This is a genomic window from Pseudonocardia sp. D17, from assembly GCF_036984265.1.
GTDB lineage: Bacteria > Actinomycetota > Actinomycetes > Mycobacteriales > Pseudonocardiaceae > Pseudonocardia > Pseudonocardia benzenivorans.
Genome location: NZ_BPRG01000005.1, coordinates 32,103 through 47,845, shown reverse-complemented (window position 1 = coordinate 47,845; position 15,743 = coordinate 32,103). Strand labels below are relative to the sequence as shown.

Genomic DNA, 15,743 nt, shown 5'->3' with positions numbered 1-15,743 from the left:
CGGTGCGCAGCGAGGAGGCACGTCATGCCAGCGTCCGTCCCGGCCTGGGAGTCGCTCGACCTGAGCGGGCGGGCGCCCAGGAAGGCGCCGTCGCTGGCGGACCAGGCGTACGAGGCGCTCAAGCAGTGGGTCGTGGACGGTGATCTGCCCGCCGGGGTGCCGTTGAGCGAGAACGACCTCGCACGCCGCTTCTCGATCAGTCGTTCCCCGCTGCGTGAGGCCGTGCGACGACTCCAGGACGAGGGGCTGCTCGAGCCCTCGGGGCCGCGCGGGTTCAGCGTTCCGCCGCTGAGCGTCGAGCTCGTGCGCGAGGTCTACGGGGTGCGCCGGGCTCTGGAGACGGCGGCGGCGGAGACGGCCGTCGCGATCCCGCCCGCGGACATCAGGAGCATGCGTGAGCGCCTCGACGACCAGGTCGCCCGGGCCCGACAGGGCGACTTTGCGCCGTTCAACGAGAACGACTTCGCCTTCCACGACCTCTTCGTGGCCAACTGCGGCAACCGCCTGCTGATCAGCCATCTGCACCGGCTGCGTGGCAGCCTGCAGCGCATCATCAACTACGCCGGACGGTTCGAGGCCCACACCATGGCGTCCTGCGACGAGCATCTCGCGATCATGGCGGCGATGGAGGCCGGCAGCACCGCCGAGTTGCGCCACACCGTCGACGTCCACATCCGCGGAGTGACGGAGCGGCTGGTGGCCACGTTCGAGGCCAACGGGGGCTGAGCGGTAGTCGTACGAGGGGCCCCGGTGACACACCTCCGGGGCCCCTCGTCCGTTCGCAGTGCTACTGGATCGGCGCTACCTGATCAGCGCTACTTGATCAGCGCGCCCAGGTCGACCGACATCCGAAGACCGGTGATGTAGCGCGACTCGTCGGAGGCCAGGAACAGCACGGCGTTGCTGATGTCGCTGACGTCGAGCCACGGCACGGCGTGTTTCCAGGGCTGCGACGGATCCCAGAGCAGGTTCATCTGCGACGACGCCTCCCCGAACTCCTCCCTGCTGGGGGAGTGATCGAGGTCGGGGCGGAACATCCGCTTCAGCGGTTCGTTCTTGAAGTTGATGTCCGTGTCGACGGTCGTCGGATGGATGGTGTTGACACGGATCCCGTACTCGGCGACCTCGGCTGCCAACGACTGCGAGAGCCCGACCACCGCGAACTTCGCCGCGCAGTACGGCGCGAGGTTCGGCATCGCCTTGAGCCCCAGCAGGGAGCTGGTGATGATGATCGAACCGCCGTTGCCCGCCTCGATCATCCGGGGGACGACCGGTCGGACCGTCGACCACACGCCCTTCGCCATGACGTCGACGTGGGCGTCCCACATCTCGTCGGTGACCTCCCAGGTTCGCGGGCCGACCTGGCAGATCCCGGCATTCGCGCAGACGATGTCGATGCGGCCGAACTCCTCGTAGGCGTCGTCGACGACGTCCTGCATCGCGGCGACGTCGCGGACGTCCGCGGTTCGCGCGAGGATGCGGCGGTCCTGGTCCTCCACCAGGGCCACCGTCTCGTCGAGCTCCGCCCTCGTCCCGAGCGGATAGCCGAGGTCGTCGATGTCGCCGCAGATGTCGACCGCGATGATGTCGGCACCCTCGCTCGCGAGCAGCCGGGCGTGCGAGCGCCCCTGACCGCGGGCGGCTCCGGTGATCAGTGCGACCTTCCCGTCGAGCCGGCCCACGTCAGATGTCCCACGGCGTGGTGACCTGCAGGACGGCCTCCTGCAGCGAGTCGCCGCGCAGGTGGAAGCCGGACTTGAAGTCGGCGTCGTGCAGCAGTGCGAAGAACTGCTTCGAGTTCGGGTAGCGAACGATCCAGACCGCGTCCCAGGCCTGCCCGTCCTCGGCGACCATCGCGTACCCGCCCTTTCCGAGGTAGACGAACTCGACGCCGAAGCGCGGCCCGTGCACCTTGCAGTGCCGGACGTACTCCTCGTAGGTCTTCTCGCCGCCCTCGTTGAACCGCAGCAGGTTCATGAGGATGATCGGCTGGTCCTCGGGCAGGTCGAGGAGCGCGTTGATCGCGTCCTCCTGAGGGTCGATCGCCATGGTCGTTTCCTCTCGTGTGATCGCAGTTCCGGAGACTCGTACCGGCAGGGGTTCGGCCTCACGGCCACGCTATTGACGATCGACCGATGGCTGTTGTCCCGGCGTGGGACAGGGTCAGGTGGACACCTCCAGGACGATCTTGCCCGTGGTGCGCCCCGCCTCGCCGTATCGGTGTGCTTCTGCCGCCGAGCTCAGCGGGAAGGTCCGGTCGACGACGACCCGGAGCCTGCCGTCGGCGACGAGGGCGGCGAGGTCGGCCAGGCCGCACGGGTCGGGTTCCACGAGCAGCCACGTCACCCGGACGCCGTCGCGCGTCGGGAGCAGCGACCGGTCGAAGCCCGCCGGAGGGATGATGCTGACGAGCGTGCCTCCCGTGCGCAGCGTGCGCAGCGAACGCTCGGTGACGTCGCCGCCGAGCGTGTCGAGGACGACGTCGACGTCCTCGACGACGTCGGCGAAGTCCTGGGTGCGGTAGTCGACCAGCTGGTCGGCGCCCAGCCGGCGCAGGAGGTCGTGCTTGGCCTCGCTCGCCGTCCCGATCACGTGGGCGCCGCGTGCTTTCGCGATCTGGACCGCGAGGTGGCCGACCCCGCCCGCGGCGGCGTGGATGAGCACCCGCTGGCCGCTGCGGAGCCCTGCGGTGTCGACGAGGGCCTGCCGTGCGGTCAGTCCGGCCAGCGGCAGGGCGGCGCCGGCGACCGGGTCGAGGCCGGCGGGCCGGTGGGTGAAGTGGCGGGCCGGGCCCGTGACGAACTCGGCGTAGCCGCCGGCCGGACGGGGGAACCGGGGCATGCCGATGACCTCGTCGCCTTCGGTGAAGAGCGTGACGCCGGGTCCGACCGCCTCGACGACCCCGCTGACGTCGAACCCGAGGGTGAACGGCGGCCTCTCGTCGTGGTAGAAGAACCCCCTGGACCGCGTCTTCCAGTCGGTGGGATTGACACCGGCGGCCTCCACGCGCACCAGGATCTCGGTCGGTCCGGGCGTGGGGCGCGCCGTCTCGATCACGTGCAGCACGTCCGGGCCGCCGGGTCGGTCCTGACTGATCGCCTTCATCGTGGGCACGGAGCTGTCCGTTCTGTCTCGAGGAGACCGTCGATCGGGCGACGGTCGGCTGTCGACCGAACCGTAGGAGCGCATTCTCAGAGGTGTCAATCAGCGTCGCGAGCCCGTCCCAACTTGGGACAACCCGCGCCCGACCCCGACCGCCAGCCTTTCCCGGGTGAAGCCACCACCGTTCAGCTACCACCGCGGCCGGAGTCCCGAGCATGCCGCGGGTCTGCTGCGCGAACTCGGTCCGCGCGCTCGTGTGCTCGCCGGCGGCCAGTCCCTGCTGCCGATGCTGAATCTGCGCCTGGCCGAGCCCGCGCACCTGGTCGACCTCGGGCCGATCCCCGATCTCGGGTTCGTCCGCCGCGAGCGCGACCGGCTCGTCGTCGGTGCCACGGCCAGGCAGTCGGCGGTCGAACACTCCGCCGATGTTCGCGCCCTGGTGCCGCTGCTGGCCGAGGCGGTCGAGCACGTCGCGCACCCCCCCATCCGCCACCGCGGGACCGTCGTCGGCAGCATCGCCCACGCCTCGGCCGTCGCCGAGCTGCCGTGCGCCGCCCTCGCCCTCGACGCTCGGCTCACGCTGCTGAGTGCCGACGGGGTCCGGACCGTCGATGCGGAGGAGTTCTTCACCGGCCCGTTCAGCACGGTCGCGCGGTCCGACGAGATCGTCGCGCAGGTCGAGTTCCCGGTCGCCGGCCCCGGAACCGGTCAGGCGTGGTCGGAGTTCAGCCTGCGGCGCGGCAACTTCCCGGTTGCCGGCGCCGCCGTCTCGCTGACCGTCGCCGACGGCCGCATCGTCGACGTGTCGATCGCCGTCTGCGGCGTGGCCGACCGGCCCGTCCGGGCGCGCGCGGCCGAGCAGGTGCTGCGCGGCGCCGTCGCCGACGAGGAGACGGTCGAGCGTGCCGCCGCCGCCACCACGAGCGGCCTCGCACCGCGTGCGCACGGGGACCTCGCGGCACACATTCTCCCGGTGTCCGCCGCGCCCGTCCCGGGTTGGGCCTACCGCGCGTCGGTGGCGAGGGCCCAGGTCCGGCGCGCCGTGACGACCGCACTGACCCGAGCCGGAGGCACCCGATGACGGCGACGCACGAGCCGGCGGCTCCCGTCGGCACCGATGTCGACACCGACCCGGCCACGCTGCACCCGATCACCATCACCGTGAACGGCACGGAGCACCGGCTGCGGGTGGAGGGACGCCGGCTGCTCGTCGACGTGCTGCGCCAGGACCTGCGGCTGACCGGCACCCACACCGGCTGCGACCAGGGTGTCTGTGGCGTGTGCACGGTCCGCCTCGACGGCGGGACCGTGCGCTCGTGCATCACGCTCGCGGTCCAGGCGGACGGTGCCGACGTGCGCACCATCGAGGGCGTCGCGCCGGACGCGTCCACGCTGCACCCGATCCAGCAGGCGTTCTGGGAGAAGCAGGGCCTCCAGTGTGGCTTCTGCACCCCGGGGATGGTGCTGCGCGTGCAGGAGATCCTCGAGGAGAACCCCACGCCGACACGTGCGCAGGTTCGCGAGGGCATCTCCAGCAACCTCTGCCGGTGCACCGGCTACCAGTTCATCGTCGACGCCGCGATCGAGGCGGCGGCGCAGATGGCCGAGGACGGCTCCTGATGACACAGACGGACATCCCCACCGACGTGCCAGTGGCGACGGCACCCGCGCCGATGGCACCGCACAAGGATCTGAAGTGGATCGGCCGATCGGTGAAGCGGGTCGAGGATCCGAAGCTGCTGCGAGGGCTGGGCCGTTACATCGACGACGTCGTCCTGCCGGGGATGCTGCACGCCGTGGTGCTGCGCAGTCCGCATGCCCACGCGCGGATCGTGTCGGTCGATGCGGAGCGGGCCCGCAACGCGCCGGGGGTCGTCGCGGTGCTGACCGGGCCCGAGGCCGCCGCGCGGTTCGCCCCGCTGCCCGACTCGGGACCCGCCCCCGACAAGCACGTGTGGCGCGTGCTGGCCGCCGACAAGGTGCGCTACGTGGGCGAGGGCGTTGCGGTCGTCGTCGCGGAGACCCGGTACCAGGCCGAGGACGCCCGAACCCTCATCGATGTCACCTACGACCTCCTCGATCCGATCGTCGACCCGCTCGAGGCCGCGGAGAACACCGACGATCTCGTCCACGAGGCGCTGGGCACCAACGTCGCCTATGAGCGGACGTTCACCTTCGGCGAGGTCGCCCACGACTTCGCCACGGCCGACGTCGTCGTGCGCGACCGGCTCCGCTGGGGCCGGCAGACGGCCCATCCGCTCGACACGACCGCCGCGATCGGCGACTACGACCCGGGCACCGGCGAGATGGTGGTGCACACCAACAGCATCAGCATGACGTGGCTCGCGTTCGGCGCGGCCGTCGCGCTGGGCATCCCGAGCAACAAGCTCGACCTGAGGCCCTACATCTCCGGGGGCAGCTTCGGCTCGAAGCAGTTCTGCTGGCGCTCGACGGTGACCGCGGCGATGATGTCCAAGATCACCGGGCGGCCGGTGAAGTACGTCGAGGACCGTCTCGACCACCAGCTCAACGGCGACCAGCACGGCTCGGACCGCTACTACGACGTCGAGCTGGCGTTGATGCGCGATGGCACGTTCCGGAGCCTGAAGATCGACTGCGTCGACGACTACGGCGCCTACATCCAGTTCGGCGTCGGGTCGCACGGGAACGCACTCGCGCAGGTCACAGGCCCGTACCGGATCACCAGCACGGAGTACCGGGTGCGCGCGGTGCTGACGAACAAGACCCAGCAGGGCGCATACCGCGGGTTCGGCGCCGATGCGGGGAACTGGGCGCTCGAACGCATCGTCGACAAGGCTGCTGCCGAGCTGGGTATGGACCCGGTCGACATCCGCCGGCGCAACCTGATCCCGCCCGATGCGTTCCCGTACCACATCCCGAGCGGCAACATGTACGACTCCGGCAACTACGAGCCGGTGCTCGACCATGCGCTCGAACGCTTCGGTTACGCCGGCTGGCGCGAGAAGCAGGCCCTCATGCGCGCCGAGGGCCGCAAGGTCGGCATCGGCATCGTCACGGCGAACGAGCGCAGTGTCTACGGCGCGACGGAGTTCTGGTTCTGGTTCGACGACAAGGACGTGCCGGTCAAGACGACCTCGACTCCCGAAGGGGTGTCGCTGACCGTCGACACCGTCGGCAACCTGACGGTGACCCTCTACTCGACTCCGTTCTGGGGCAACAGCTCCGACACCGTCGCGGCGATGCTGGTCGCCGAGGAGTTCGACGTCGACCCCGCCGACGTCACCGTCGTGCACCACGGCACGAAGGGCGGGCTCCCGGCGGCGGGTCCGGGCGGCAGCCGGCTGACCGTGATGCTCGCGGGCGCAGTGACCGGTGCGGCCAAGAAGATCAAGGACAAGCTGCTGCGCATCGCCGCCCACGACATGGAGGTCGACGAAGCCGACCTCGAGTGGGTCGACGGGGGCTACCAGGTGCGTGGCGCCGAGGACGCGCGGCGTAGCACAGCCGATCTGGCGATGCTCGCGTATCTCGTCAAGACCGCGCTGCCGGCGGGCGAGGAGAGCGGACTGGCCGCGAACTTCGTCTACGACCATCCGCACCTGACGATGCCCAAGCCGGACCGCAGTGACCTGGGCTCCTTCTATCCGTGCGTGGGGCACGCGTGCCACCTGGTCGCCGTCGAGGTCGATCCGGAGACCGGCGCGGTCGACATCCTCGACTACGTCGCCGTCCACGACTCGGGGACCCTGGTCAACCCGCGGTCCTACGACGGCCAGATCGTCGGCGGCACCGCGCAAGGCGTCGGAACCGCGCTGTCGGAAGAGCTGACCTACGACGCGGGCGGAAACCCGCAGGTGGGCACGTTCTGGGACTACCTGATCCCGACCGCCCTCGACGTGCCGGAGGTCGACTTCGGCCACGAACAGACGCCCTCGCCGATCACCGCGCACGGGATCAAGGGCGGTGGGGAGGCCGGCCGTCTGATGGCTCCGGGCGCGCTGTCCGCCGCGATCGACGACGCCCTGCGCGACCACGGGGTCCGGGTCACCGAACTGCCCGCGACCCCCGAACGGATCGTCGGCTGGCTCCGGAAGGAGGAGACATGACGACGGCGCGTCTCGCGGGGAAGGTCGTGCTCGTGACCGGGGCCGGGCAGGCTCCGGGTCGTCAGTTCGCGGTCAGGCTCGCTCGCGAGGGCGCCGGCGTGATCGCCCTGGACGAGGGCGCGCCCGGGCCGACCGGCCATCCCGACCTGAGCTCCACCGTCGCGGTCGTCGAGTCGCTGGGCGGCCGGATCGTCGCCCGCGACGTCGACGTCCGCGACCCTCGGGCGCTCGACGCCGCGGTCGCCGTCGCCGCAGGGCGTCTCGGCGGCCTGGACGCCGTGGTCACGAGCCCGGTCGTCACCGCCCCCGGATCGGTCGAGGGGATCGCGGACGAGGTCTGGCACGGCACCCTCGACCGGGTTCTCACCGGCGTGTGGAACACCTGCCGCGCCGCACTGCCGCACATGGCCGACGGCGGCTCGATCACCGTCGTGAGCAGCGCGGCGGGGCTGCGCGGGTTTGCGCACCTGGCCCATCAGGCCGCCGCCGAGCACGGCGTCGTCGGGCTGGTGCGGTCGCTGGCACACGAGCTGGCGCCGCGCGCGATCCGCGTGAACAGCGTCCACCCCGCGGGCGGTCCCGCCGACCCGGCGGTCCCGGCGCCGCCCGGCAGCCTCGTCTTCGACCCGGCGGCCGACACGCCCGAACCCTCGGTGGCCACCGGCGACGTGTCCGGGACGGTGGTCTACCTGACCTCCGACGACGCGCGCCTGCTCACCGGTCTGACCGTCCCGGTCGACGCCGGTCTGGTGCCCCGGTGAGCGCGGCGGTCGAGCCGTTCGTCGTCGCGGTCCCCGACGAGGTCCTGACCGACCTCCGCGAGCGGCTGGCGCGGACGCGCTGGCCCGCCGACGTCGGCAACGCCGACTGGCGCTACGGCGCCAACCGGGCCTACCTCGAGGAGCTCGTCTCCTACTGGCTCGCCGAGTACGACTGGCGTGCCGTGGAGCGTCGCATGAACGAGTACGAGCACTTCCGCACCACGATCGACGACGTCCCGATCCATTTCATCCACGAGCGCGGCAAGGGCCCGAACCCGATGCCGCTCGTGCTGACCCACGGGTGGCCGTGGTCGTTCTGGGACTACGAGCAGATCATCAGGCCGCTCACCGACCCGGCGGCATCCGGCGGCGACCCGGCCGACGCGTTCGACGTCGTCGTCCCGTCACTGCCGGGCTTCGGCTTCTCGGTCCCGTTGCAGCGCACCGGGATCAACTTCCACCGCACCGCCGGGCTGTGGGACGTGCTGATGCGCGAGCGCCTCGGCTACGAGACGTACGCGGCGCAGGGCGGCGACTGGGGCCAGCTGGTCACCTCCGAGCTGGGGCACCGCTACGCCGACCACCTCATCGGCATCCACCTGAGCCTCTCGCTGCCGCTGGACTTCTTCGAGGCGGCGCTCCCGGTCGAGGAGGACTACGCGCCCGAGGAGCGGCACTGGTACCACCACAGCCGGGCCCGGATGGCTCATGCGACCAGCCACATCGCCGTGCAGAGCACGGACCCGCAGAACCTCGCCTACGCGATGCACGACTCGCCCGCCGGCCTGCTGGCCTGGTTGGTCGACCGGCGGCGCTGGTGGAGCGACTGCGGCGGCGACGTCGAGTCGGTGTTCACCAAGGAGGACCTGATCACCCTCACGATGTTGTACTGGGTCGGCGAGAGCTTCGTGACCAGCGCCCGCTTCTACTGGGAGGCGCGCAACGACCTGTGGAAGGCGGAGTCGACGGCGACGCCGGTCGTCAAGGCGCCCACCGGGATCGCGGTGTTCCCGCAGGAGCTGCTCGTCATGCCCACGGCATGGATGGAGGACTACTACGACCTCCGCCGCCTCACGTACATGAAGGCGGGCGGTCACTTCGCACCGGCTGAGCAGCCCGCCGCGATCGTCGACGACGTCCGCGAGTTCTTCCGCCCGCTGAGGTCGGCCCGATGAGCGGGTTCGAGTCCTCCGTGCGCGGGTCCGCCCGCTCTCGACGCGACGCCGTCGCGGGCTGCGTCGTCGGCCGCGAGCGCGAGCTGGACCTCGTGCTCGCGGCGATCTCGGCCGGCCGCGACATCCTGCTCGAGGGCCCGCCGGGGACGTCCAAGTCGACGATGCTGCGCGCGATCAGCGCGAACTGGGGTGTCCCGTTCGTCCTCGTCGAGGGCAACGGCGAGCTGACCCCGGCGCGGCTCGTCGGGCACCACAACCCGGCTCGGGTGCTCCAGGAGGACTACTCCGGGGACAACTTCGTCCCCGGTCCACTGGTGCAGGCGATGCAGGCAGGCGGCTTCCTCTACATCGAGGAGCTCAACCGTGCGCCGGAGGACACCCTCAACGTCCTGCTCGCCGCGATGGCCGAACGTGAGGTCGTCGTCCCGCGCGCGGGCACGGTCCGGGCCCTGCCCACGTTCCGGTTGCTGGCCTCGATGAACCCGTTCGACAACATCGGCACGGCGCGGATCTCCGACAGCGTCTACGACCGCTGGTGCCGGCTCGTCGTCGACTACCAGGACGACGGCGAGGAACGGGCGATCGTCGCGACCCGCACCGGGTGCTCCGACGACCTGCTCGTGGCCGACGCGGTTGCCATGACGCGGGCGACGCGGGTGCACCCGGAACTGCGCCGCGGTTCGAGCGTCCGCGGCGCGATCGACCTCGTCGCCCTCGCCGTCGAGCTGGAGGCGATGCAGACCCAGGCCGACCGCACCCGGATCGTGCTCGATGCGGCGCTGCTCGCGCTGTCGGCACGCATCGCCGTGGACGAGACGTCGGAGGCGACGCCGGAGCAGGTGATCACCGAGCTCTGGGAGAACCATTTTTTCTCGCACCCCGGCGTGCGGCGCCGGGACCGCACCGCCTAGACCTCGACGTCGCCGATGCGGTCGAGCTGCCCGGTGCCCACGAGACACCGGCGCCGCGGCGTCGGACCCCGAAGACGCTGACCGAGGCGCCGTCGCTGTTCCAGGACGACAACGGCAGCCCGTTGGTCGTCGATCTCGCCGACGGCCGCGGCGAGGGCGCCGATGACCGGCCGGCCGGCGGCCAGGGTGTGCTGGTGACGATGCAGCGGGCTCGTCGTCGTGACCTCGAGGAGCTGCTCGAGGACACGCCGGCCGACGGCGAGGTGGCGGCGATGGCCCGGCGCATCGCGCGCAGCCTCACCGTGCGGCGCCGGCCGCGGGTCGCCAGCAGTGGTCGCGGCGCCGGCCGTCTGCAGCCGATGCCCTACCGATATCGCTCCGACGACATCGACATCGACCGCACCCTGGAGGTGCTCGCCGAGCGGCCGCATCCCGAGGACACCGAGATCGTCGTGCGCGAGCGGGTGCGCTCACCGCGCGCCGTCGTGCTGGTGGCCGATGTGTCGGGCTCGATGCGCGGGGAGAAGGCGCGCATCACGGCCGCCGCGGTCGCCGCGCTGACGGCCGATCTGACCGGCGCCGGTACCGACGACCAGCTTGCACTCGTCGCATTCTGGTCCGATGCGGCGCTGGTCAAGTCGTTCGACGCCCGGATGCCGGCTGCCCGGATGCTCGACCGCCTGCTGCGCATCCCCGCGCGCGGACTCACCAACGTCTCCTTCGGACTCGAGGTCGCGCGCGCCGAGCTCGCACGGACGCCGGTGCGTCGACGCTCGATCGTCCTGCTCTCCGACGCAGTGCACAACGCGGGCCCGGATCCGCGGATCGCCGCGGCCCGGTGCGGCGAGCTGCACGTCATGCTCGAGTCCGACGGCGAGCACGACGCCGACCTCGCCGTGGACCTCGCCCGGCTGGGCCGAGGCCGCCTCGCGCCGGTCGCGACGCACCGCGACGTCGCACCTGCACTGAACCATCTCCTCATCGATTGATTCGTGTCACATTCCGGGACACCACGCGCCCAATTTATCGGCCTACGGTCACTTCGTTCCGCGGATCGCCCTCGTGGCGCCACCGCCCCATTCCGACGTGACAGGAGCGACGAATCGTGGATCGGGTCAAGGGGAAGGTCGCGCTCATCACCGGCGCGGCGCGCGGGCAGGGCAGAGCACATGCAAGAAGGCTCGCCGAGGAGGGCGCCGACATCGTCGCCCTCGACATCTGTGCCGACATCGAGAATCTCGGCTACCCGCTCGGTAGCCCCGAGGAGCTCGCCGAGACCGTGCGGCTCGTGGAGAACGAGGACCGCCGGATCCTCGCGCGGCGCGTCGACGTCCGCGATGCGGCAGGGGTGCAGGCCGTGGTGGACGAGGCCTGCTCGGAGTTCGGCGGCATCGACATCGTCTGTGCCAACGCCGGGATCATCGACTCGGTCCCGAGGACGTGGGAGATCACCGAGGAGATGTGGGACGCACAGCTCGGCGTGATGCTCACGGGTGTGTGGCACACCGTCAAGGCGGTGGTCCCGAAGATGATCGCCGCAGGTCGTGGAGGTTCGATCATCATCACCAGCTCGTTGGTGGGGTTGAAGGGCACTCCGCACACCGCGGCCTACTCGGCCGCGAAGGCCGGCGACGTCGGGCTCGCCCAGTCGCTGGCGGCCGAGGTGGCCGAGTACGGCATCCGGGTCAACACCGTCCATCCGACGGCCGTGGACACCGACATCCTCATGCGCAACGAGCCGATGCAGAAACTGTTCCGCGCGGACCTGGGCGGCCGCGTCCCGACACGGGAGGAGTTCGCCGAGGCTTGTGCTCCGATGAACCTTCTGCCCATTCCCTGGATCGACGCGCGCGACGTCAGCAACGCTGTGCTGTTCCTCGCCTCCGATGAGTCGCGATATGTGACCGGACTACGCATGTCCGTCGACGCCGGCGCGCTGATCAAATAGATGCCCGTGTCCCACGGCGGGACACCCCCGAGGCATTGGACTCGGGAAGAGTATTGATTCTGCCCGGCACGCCTTGCACTGCTGACCGTTTCCCTGCGCCCCCGCGAAACCCGGGGACGCAATTCCTGAAATGGAGGTCGGTGATGCGCTTCCTCGCCTCATCGTCGCGCGCGCGGATCGTCGCCGCAGCACTGGCGGCCGCGGCCGCCGTCGTTCTCGCCGGGTGCTCACCGGCACCGAGTTCCCCGTCCGGAGGTGCGGCGGCGGGACCGTCCGGAACCACCGGTGCCGCGACGTCGGCTGCGGGGGACATCACCCCGTACTGCCCGTCGGAACCGACGAAGATCGTCTTCATCAAGTCGGCAGGTGGCCAGGTGTGGTCGGCCATCGCGAACGCCGAGTTCGAGGCCGAGGCCGCGAAGTGCCCGAACATCCAGGCCAGCTGGTACAACGGCACCTCCGGCGTCCAGGGCGCGATCGCCGCCACGAATGCGGCGGTGGCCCAGGGCGCGAAGGCACTCGTCGTCATCGCCGACTTCGGCGCCGCGCAGCTGCCGTCGCTGCGCAAGGCCGTCCAGTCGGGCGTCACCGTGGTGACCACGGTGAGCGACGGTGGCGCGCAGCGGGGAACCGACGTCACCGACTCGCTGCTGTGGGACGTCGACTCGATCGGCGAGAACCAGGCCAAGTGGCTCGACGAGCACATCAGGACCGGCAAGGTCGCCTTCCTCGGCGGCCAGCCCGGCGCCCCGTCGACCGAGACCACCTTCAACGCCTTCAAGGCCGCGCTGAGCAGGTACGCCCCCGGAATCCAGCTCGTCCCCGACACCTGGGTCCCGACGAACTGGGACTCGGCACAGAAGCGGCGCGCGGTGGCGGGCCTACTGGCCCAGAACGGCGACTACGCTGCGTTCGTCAGCGACTACGGCGCCTCCGACATCGGTGCGGTGCAGGCGATCCTGGACGCCAGGGCGAAGATGCCGGCCTTCCTCAACATCGGTTCCTCGCAGGGCTTCGTGTGCACCGCGCGGCAGAACGACATCCAGTGGCTCGGCCAGGACGGCTCGACCCGGATGACCGCCTCGGCACTCCGGATCGCGCTCGCGGACATGCAGCACAAGCCCAGCGCCGAGCCGAACCCCTACGTCCTGTTCACCTACGCCGACACCGCCGCAGGCACGATGCCCGACTGCGACCCGTCGGTCTCGCCCGACGCGGACCTGTCATCGAGCCTCTCGGTGCCCGACCTGAAGAAGGTTCTCGGTGGCTGACGACATCGTGCTCGAGGCCGTCCCCGCGCTGCGGATCGACCACGTCACGAAGACCTTCCCCGGCGTCGTCGCGCTCGATGACGTCGACCTGACGGTGCGCGCCGGGGAGGTCCACGGGATCGTGGGGGAGAACGGCGCCGGCAAGTCGACCCTCATGGCCGTGGCGTCGGGCGCCCTGGTTTCCGACGCGGGCACGGTCTCCCTCGGCGGCCGGCCGTTACGAGCGGGCTCCACGCACGCCGCACAGGAACTGGGGATGGCGATCGTCCTGCAGGAACCGGCGCTGCTGCCCGACCTCACCGTCGCCGAGAACATGTACCTGGGTCAGCCGCCGGCCGCGCGGCCACCGATCGGCCGGCTCCGGTCGTGGAGCCGGGACCGGTTGCGCGACTGGAGCGAGGAGGTCGGAATCGACCCCGACTCCCGGATCGAGGAGCTCGAACCCGAGAAGCGGTTCATCGTCGACATCGTCCGGGCACTCGCCCACGAGCCGGCAGTGCTGGTTCTCGACGAGCCGACCGAGCATCTGGCGGGTGAGGACGTCGAGCGGCTGTTCGCCGCGGTCCTGGAACGGGTGCGCGACGGTGGCGCCGTCGTCTACATCTCGCACCGCATACGTGAGGTCAAGGAGATCGCCGACCGGATCAGCGTGCTGCGCGACGGATGCCACCGCGGGACCTTCGACACGCAGTCCCTGGCCGAACGCGACATCGTCGACCTCATCGTCGGCCGCCGGCTCGACGCGGTGTTCCCGGACAAGCCCGTGCTGTCGGATGCGGGCGATCCGGTCCTGCGCGTGGAGACGTTGCGCGGCCGGGGCTTCGAGGACCTGACGTTCGACGTCGGACCGGGCGAGATCGTCGGGTTCGCCGGCATCGAGGGCAACGGGCAACGAGACGCCCTGCGTGCACTGGCCGGTCTCGGCCACCGCACAGGGTCCGTGTCCGTCGACGGGGCGCAGGTCCGGCGGAGGTCGGCGGCCGTCGCGTACCTGACCGGCGACCGACACCGAGAGGGTGTGTTCCCGGGCCTCACGGTCCGCGAGACGATCGGTCTGCGCAACCTCGACCGGTTCACGCGACTCGGCGTGGTCGAGCCGCGCCGGGAGCGGGAGTTCGCCAGGACGGCCGTGGCCGACCTGGCGGTGAAGACCCCGAGCATCGACACGCCGATCGAGTCGCTGTCCGGTGGCAACCAGCAGAAGGCGCTGCTGGCGGGCGTTCTTCGTCGCGACCCGCGCGTCCTGCTGATCGACGAACCGACCCAGGGCGTGGACATCGGCGCGAAGTCCGAGATCTACGACCTGCTGCGCGACAGCGCCCGCGACCGGGGAATGGGCGTGGTGGTCGTGTCGTCGGACGGCATCGAGCTCGCCGGGCTGTGCGACCGCGTCCTGATCTTCTCCCGTGGCCACGTCGTGGAGGAGCTGGTCGGCGACGACATCTCCGAGTCGCGGATCACCGGGGCGGCGCTGACGGCGACCACACACCGTGAGAAGGACACACATCGTGCCGGGCCCGCGGTCCGGTGGTTCGCCGGCGACACGGCGCCGATGGCGATGGTGGCGCTGGCGGTCCTCGGGCTGGGCCTGTGGACCTCGCTGACGAGCAGCTTCTATCTCACGACCCCGAGCATCGCCGGCCTGCTGGCCCTGGTGGCGGTGCTGGGGTTCGTGGCGCTCGGCCAGACCGTCGCACTCATGATCGGTGCGGTCGACCTCTCGGTCGGCCCGCTCATGGGGTTCGTCGTGGTGGCCGAGTCGTTCTTCCTGACAGCGGAGTCGATGCCGCTCGACAGAGTGCTCGGCTGGGTGCTGCTGTTCGCGATCCCGCTGGCGGTCGGCCTGGTCAACTGGGCGCTCGTCGACGTCGTGAGGATGAACGCGATCGTCGCCACGCTGATCACCTACATCGCCCTGCAGGCACTCTCCCTGGTGCTGCGACCGCAGCCGGGCGGCCTCTTCGACAGCCGCATCACCGAGGCCCTCACGTTCACCCTCGGCCCCGTCCCGATCGCCTTCATCCTCATGGTCATCGTTGCGGCGGGAATGCAGTTCTGGCTGCGGCGGACACGGACCGGCATCGCGCTGCGCTCGGTCGGCTCCGAGCCCGAGCGTGCCCGGCTCAACGGGCTGGGCGCCCCGCGGCTCCGGCTCGTCGGCTTCCTGCTCTGCAGCCTGCTGGCCGGCCTGGCGGCCCTGTTCCTCCTCGCCCAGGTCGGCTCGGGAGACCCGACGTCGGGCGTGGACTACACGCTGACCAGCATCTCCGCGGCCGTCATCGGTGGCGCCAGCATCTTCGGCGGCCGCGGCTCGTTCGTCGGCACCATCGCCGCGGCACTCCTGGTGACGCAGGCGATCGGGGCGGTGACGTTCCTGGGGCTCGACGCCGCCTGGTCGTCGTACCTGCCCGGGGCCATGACGCTGGTCGCGGTGGCCGTCTACTCCCGAACCCGCCACCTCGCCCGCACACACTGACGACTCGGAGA

14 protein-coding genes are annotated in these 15,743 nt (G+C 70.8%); 11 read left to right on the top strand and 3 right to left on the bottom strand.

Features of this window, described 5'->3' with window-relative positions; genetic code table 11:
- Positions 1-24: 24 nt before the first annotated feature.
- On the top strand, positions 25-726 hold the full coding sequence (locus tag PSD17_RS00495; RefSeq protein WP_013674387.1) for a GntR family transcriptional regulator: 702 nt from the start codon (positions 25-27) through the stop codon (positions 724-726).
- A gap of 89 nt (positions 727-815) precedes the next feature.
- Here the strand turns inward: PSD17_RS00495 and PSD17_RS00490 are convergent, their stop codons facing one another.
- The 3 genes from PSD17_RS00490 to PSD17_RS00480 form a co-directional block, all read right to left on the bottom strand.
- Positions 816-1,682, bottom strand: coding sequence for a mycofactocin-coupled SDR family oxidoreductase (locus PSD17_RS00490; protein ID WP_013674388.1), 867 nt, complete (start codon positions 1,680-1,682; stop codon positions 816-818).
- A 1-nt stretch (position 1,683) separates the two neighbouring features.
- The gene (locus tag PSD17_RS00485) at positions 1,684-2,049 is read right to left on the bottom strand and encodes a hypothetical protein (RefSeq protein ID WP_013674389.1); all 366 of its coding nucleotides are present in this window, start codon (positions 2,047-2,049) and stop codon (positions 1,684-1,686) included.
- Positions 2,050-2,163: 114 nt separating this feature from the next.
- Positions 2,164-3,105, bottom strand: a complete 942-nt coding sequence (locus PSD17_RS00480; protein ID WP_013674390.1) for an NADP-dependent oxidoreductase — start codon at positions 3,103-3,105, stop codon at positions 2,164-2,166.
- A 166-nt stretch (positions 3,106-3,271) separates the two neighbouring features.
- Here PSD17_RS00480 and PSD17_RS00475 point away from each other — a divergent pair, with 166 nt between their 5' ends.
- From PSD17_RS00475 to PSD17_RS00430, 10 genes are all read left to right on the top strand, one after another.
- Positions 3,272-4,183, top strand: coding sequence for an FAD binding domain-containing protein (locus PSD17_RS00475; RefSeq protein ID WP_013674391.1), 912 nt, complete (start codon positions 3,272-3,274; stop codon positions 4,181-4,183).
- Positions 4,180-4,722, top strand: coding sequence for a (2Fe-2S)-binding protein (locus PSD17_RS00470; protein ID WP_339120886.1), 543 nt, complete (start codon positions 4,180-4,182; stop codon positions 4,720-4,722). Before PSD17_RS00475 ends, PSD17_RS00470 begins: the two co-directional genes overlap by 4 nt.
- The gene (locus PSD17_RS00465) at positions 4,722-7,190 is read left to right on the top strand and encodes a xanthine dehydrogenase family protein molybdopterin-binding subunit (RefSeq protein WP_013674393.1); all 2,469 of its coding nucleotides are present in this window, start codon (positions 4,722-4,724) and stop codon (positions 7,188-7,190) included. The genes PSD17_RS00470 and PSD17_RS00465 overlap by 1 nt, the downstream gene beginning before the upstream one ends.
- Positions 7,187-7,951: an SDR family oxidoreductase gene (locus PSD17_RS00460; RefSeq protein WP_339120885.1), complete on the top strand. Its 765-nt coding sequence runs from the start codon at positions 7,187-7,189 to the stop codon at positions 7,949-7,951. Before PSD17_RS00465 ends, PSD17_RS00460 begins: the two co-directional genes overlap by 4 nt.
- Positions 7,948-9,126, top strand: coding sequence for an epoxide hydrolase family protein (locus PSD17_RS00455; RefSeq protein ID WP_339120883.1), 1,179 nt, complete (start codon positions 7,948-7,950; stop codon positions 9,124-9,126). The genes PSD17_RS00460 and PSD17_RS00455 overlap by 4 nt, the downstream gene beginning before the upstream one ends.
- Entirely contained in the window at positions 9,123-10,037 is a 915-nt protein-coding gene (locus tag PSD17_RS00450; protein ID WP_339120881.1) for an AAA family ATPase, read from the top strand. Before PSD17_RS00455 ends, PSD17_RS00450 begins: the two co-directional genes overlap by 4 nt.
- 122 nt (positions 10,038-10,159) lie before the next feature.
- The gene (locus tag PSD17_RS00445; protein WP_339120879.1) at positions 10,160-11,026 is read left to right on the top strand and encodes a vWA domain-containing protein; all 867 of its coding nucleotides are present in this window, start codon (positions 10,160-10,162) and stop codon (positions 11,024-11,026) included.
- Positions 11,027-11,142: 116 nt separating this feature from the next.
- Complete coding sequence (locus tag PSD17_RS00440; RefSeq protein ID WP_103380788.1) at positions 11,143-11,985, top strand: mycofactocin-coupled SDR family oxidoreductase; 843 nt, start codon at positions 11,143-11,145, stop codon at positions 11,983-11,985.
- A gap of 143 nt (positions 11,986-12,128) precedes the next feature.
- On the top strand, positions 12,129-13,256 hold the full coding sequence (locus PSD17_RS00435) for a substrate-binding domain-containing protein (protein WP_339120878.1): 1,128 nt from the start codon (positions 12,129-12,131) through the stop codon (positions 13,254-13,256).
- Positions 13,249-15,732 (top strand): ATP-binding cassette domain-containing protein, encoded by a 2,484-nt coding sequence (locus PSD17_RS00430; RefSeq protein WP_339120876.1) that lies wholly within the window; start codon positions 13,249-13,251, stop codon positions 15,730-15,732. The genes PSD17_RS00435 and PSD17_RS00430 overlap by 8 nt, the downstream gene beginning before the upstream one ends.
- The last annotated feature ends 11 nt before the right edge of the window (positions 15,733-15,743 follow it).

Excerpts from the sequence above, each read along its gene's own strand:
- PSD17_RS00450 (WP_339120881.1), top strand. The coding sequence starts at position 9,123 with ATGAGCGGGTTCGAGTCCTCCGTGCGCGGGTCCGCCCGCTCTCGACGC.
- PSD17_RS00495 (WP_013674387.1), top strand. The coding sequence starts at position 25 with ATGCCAGCGTCCGTCCCGGCCTGGGAGTCGCTCGACCTGAGCGGGCGG.
- PSD17_RS00480 (WP_013674390.1), bottom strand. The coding sequence starts at position 3,105 with ATGAAGGCGATCAGTCAGGACCGACCCGGCGGCCCGGACGTGCTGCAC.
- PSD17_RS00465 (WP_013674393.1), top strand. The coding sequence starts at position 4,722 with ATGACACAGACGGACATCCCCACCGACGTGCCAGTGGCGACGGCACCC.
- PSD17_RS00460 (WP_339120885.1), top strand. The coding sequence starts at position 7,187 with ATGACGACGGCGCGTCTCGCGGGGAAGGTCGTGCTCGTGACCGGGGCC.
- PSD17_RS00470 (WP_339120886.1), top strand. The coding sequence starts at position 4,180 with ATGACGGCGACGCACGAGCCGGCGGCTCCCGTCGGCACCGATGTCGAC.
- PSD17_RS00435 (WP_339120878.1), top strand. The coding sequence starts at position 12,129 with ATGCGCTTCCTCGCCTCATCGTCGCGCGCGCGGATCGTCGCCGCAGCA.
- PSD17_RS00485 (WP_013674389.1), bottom strand. The coding sequence starts at position 2,049 with ATGGCGATCGACCCTCAGGAGGACGCGATCAACGCGCTCCTCGACCTG.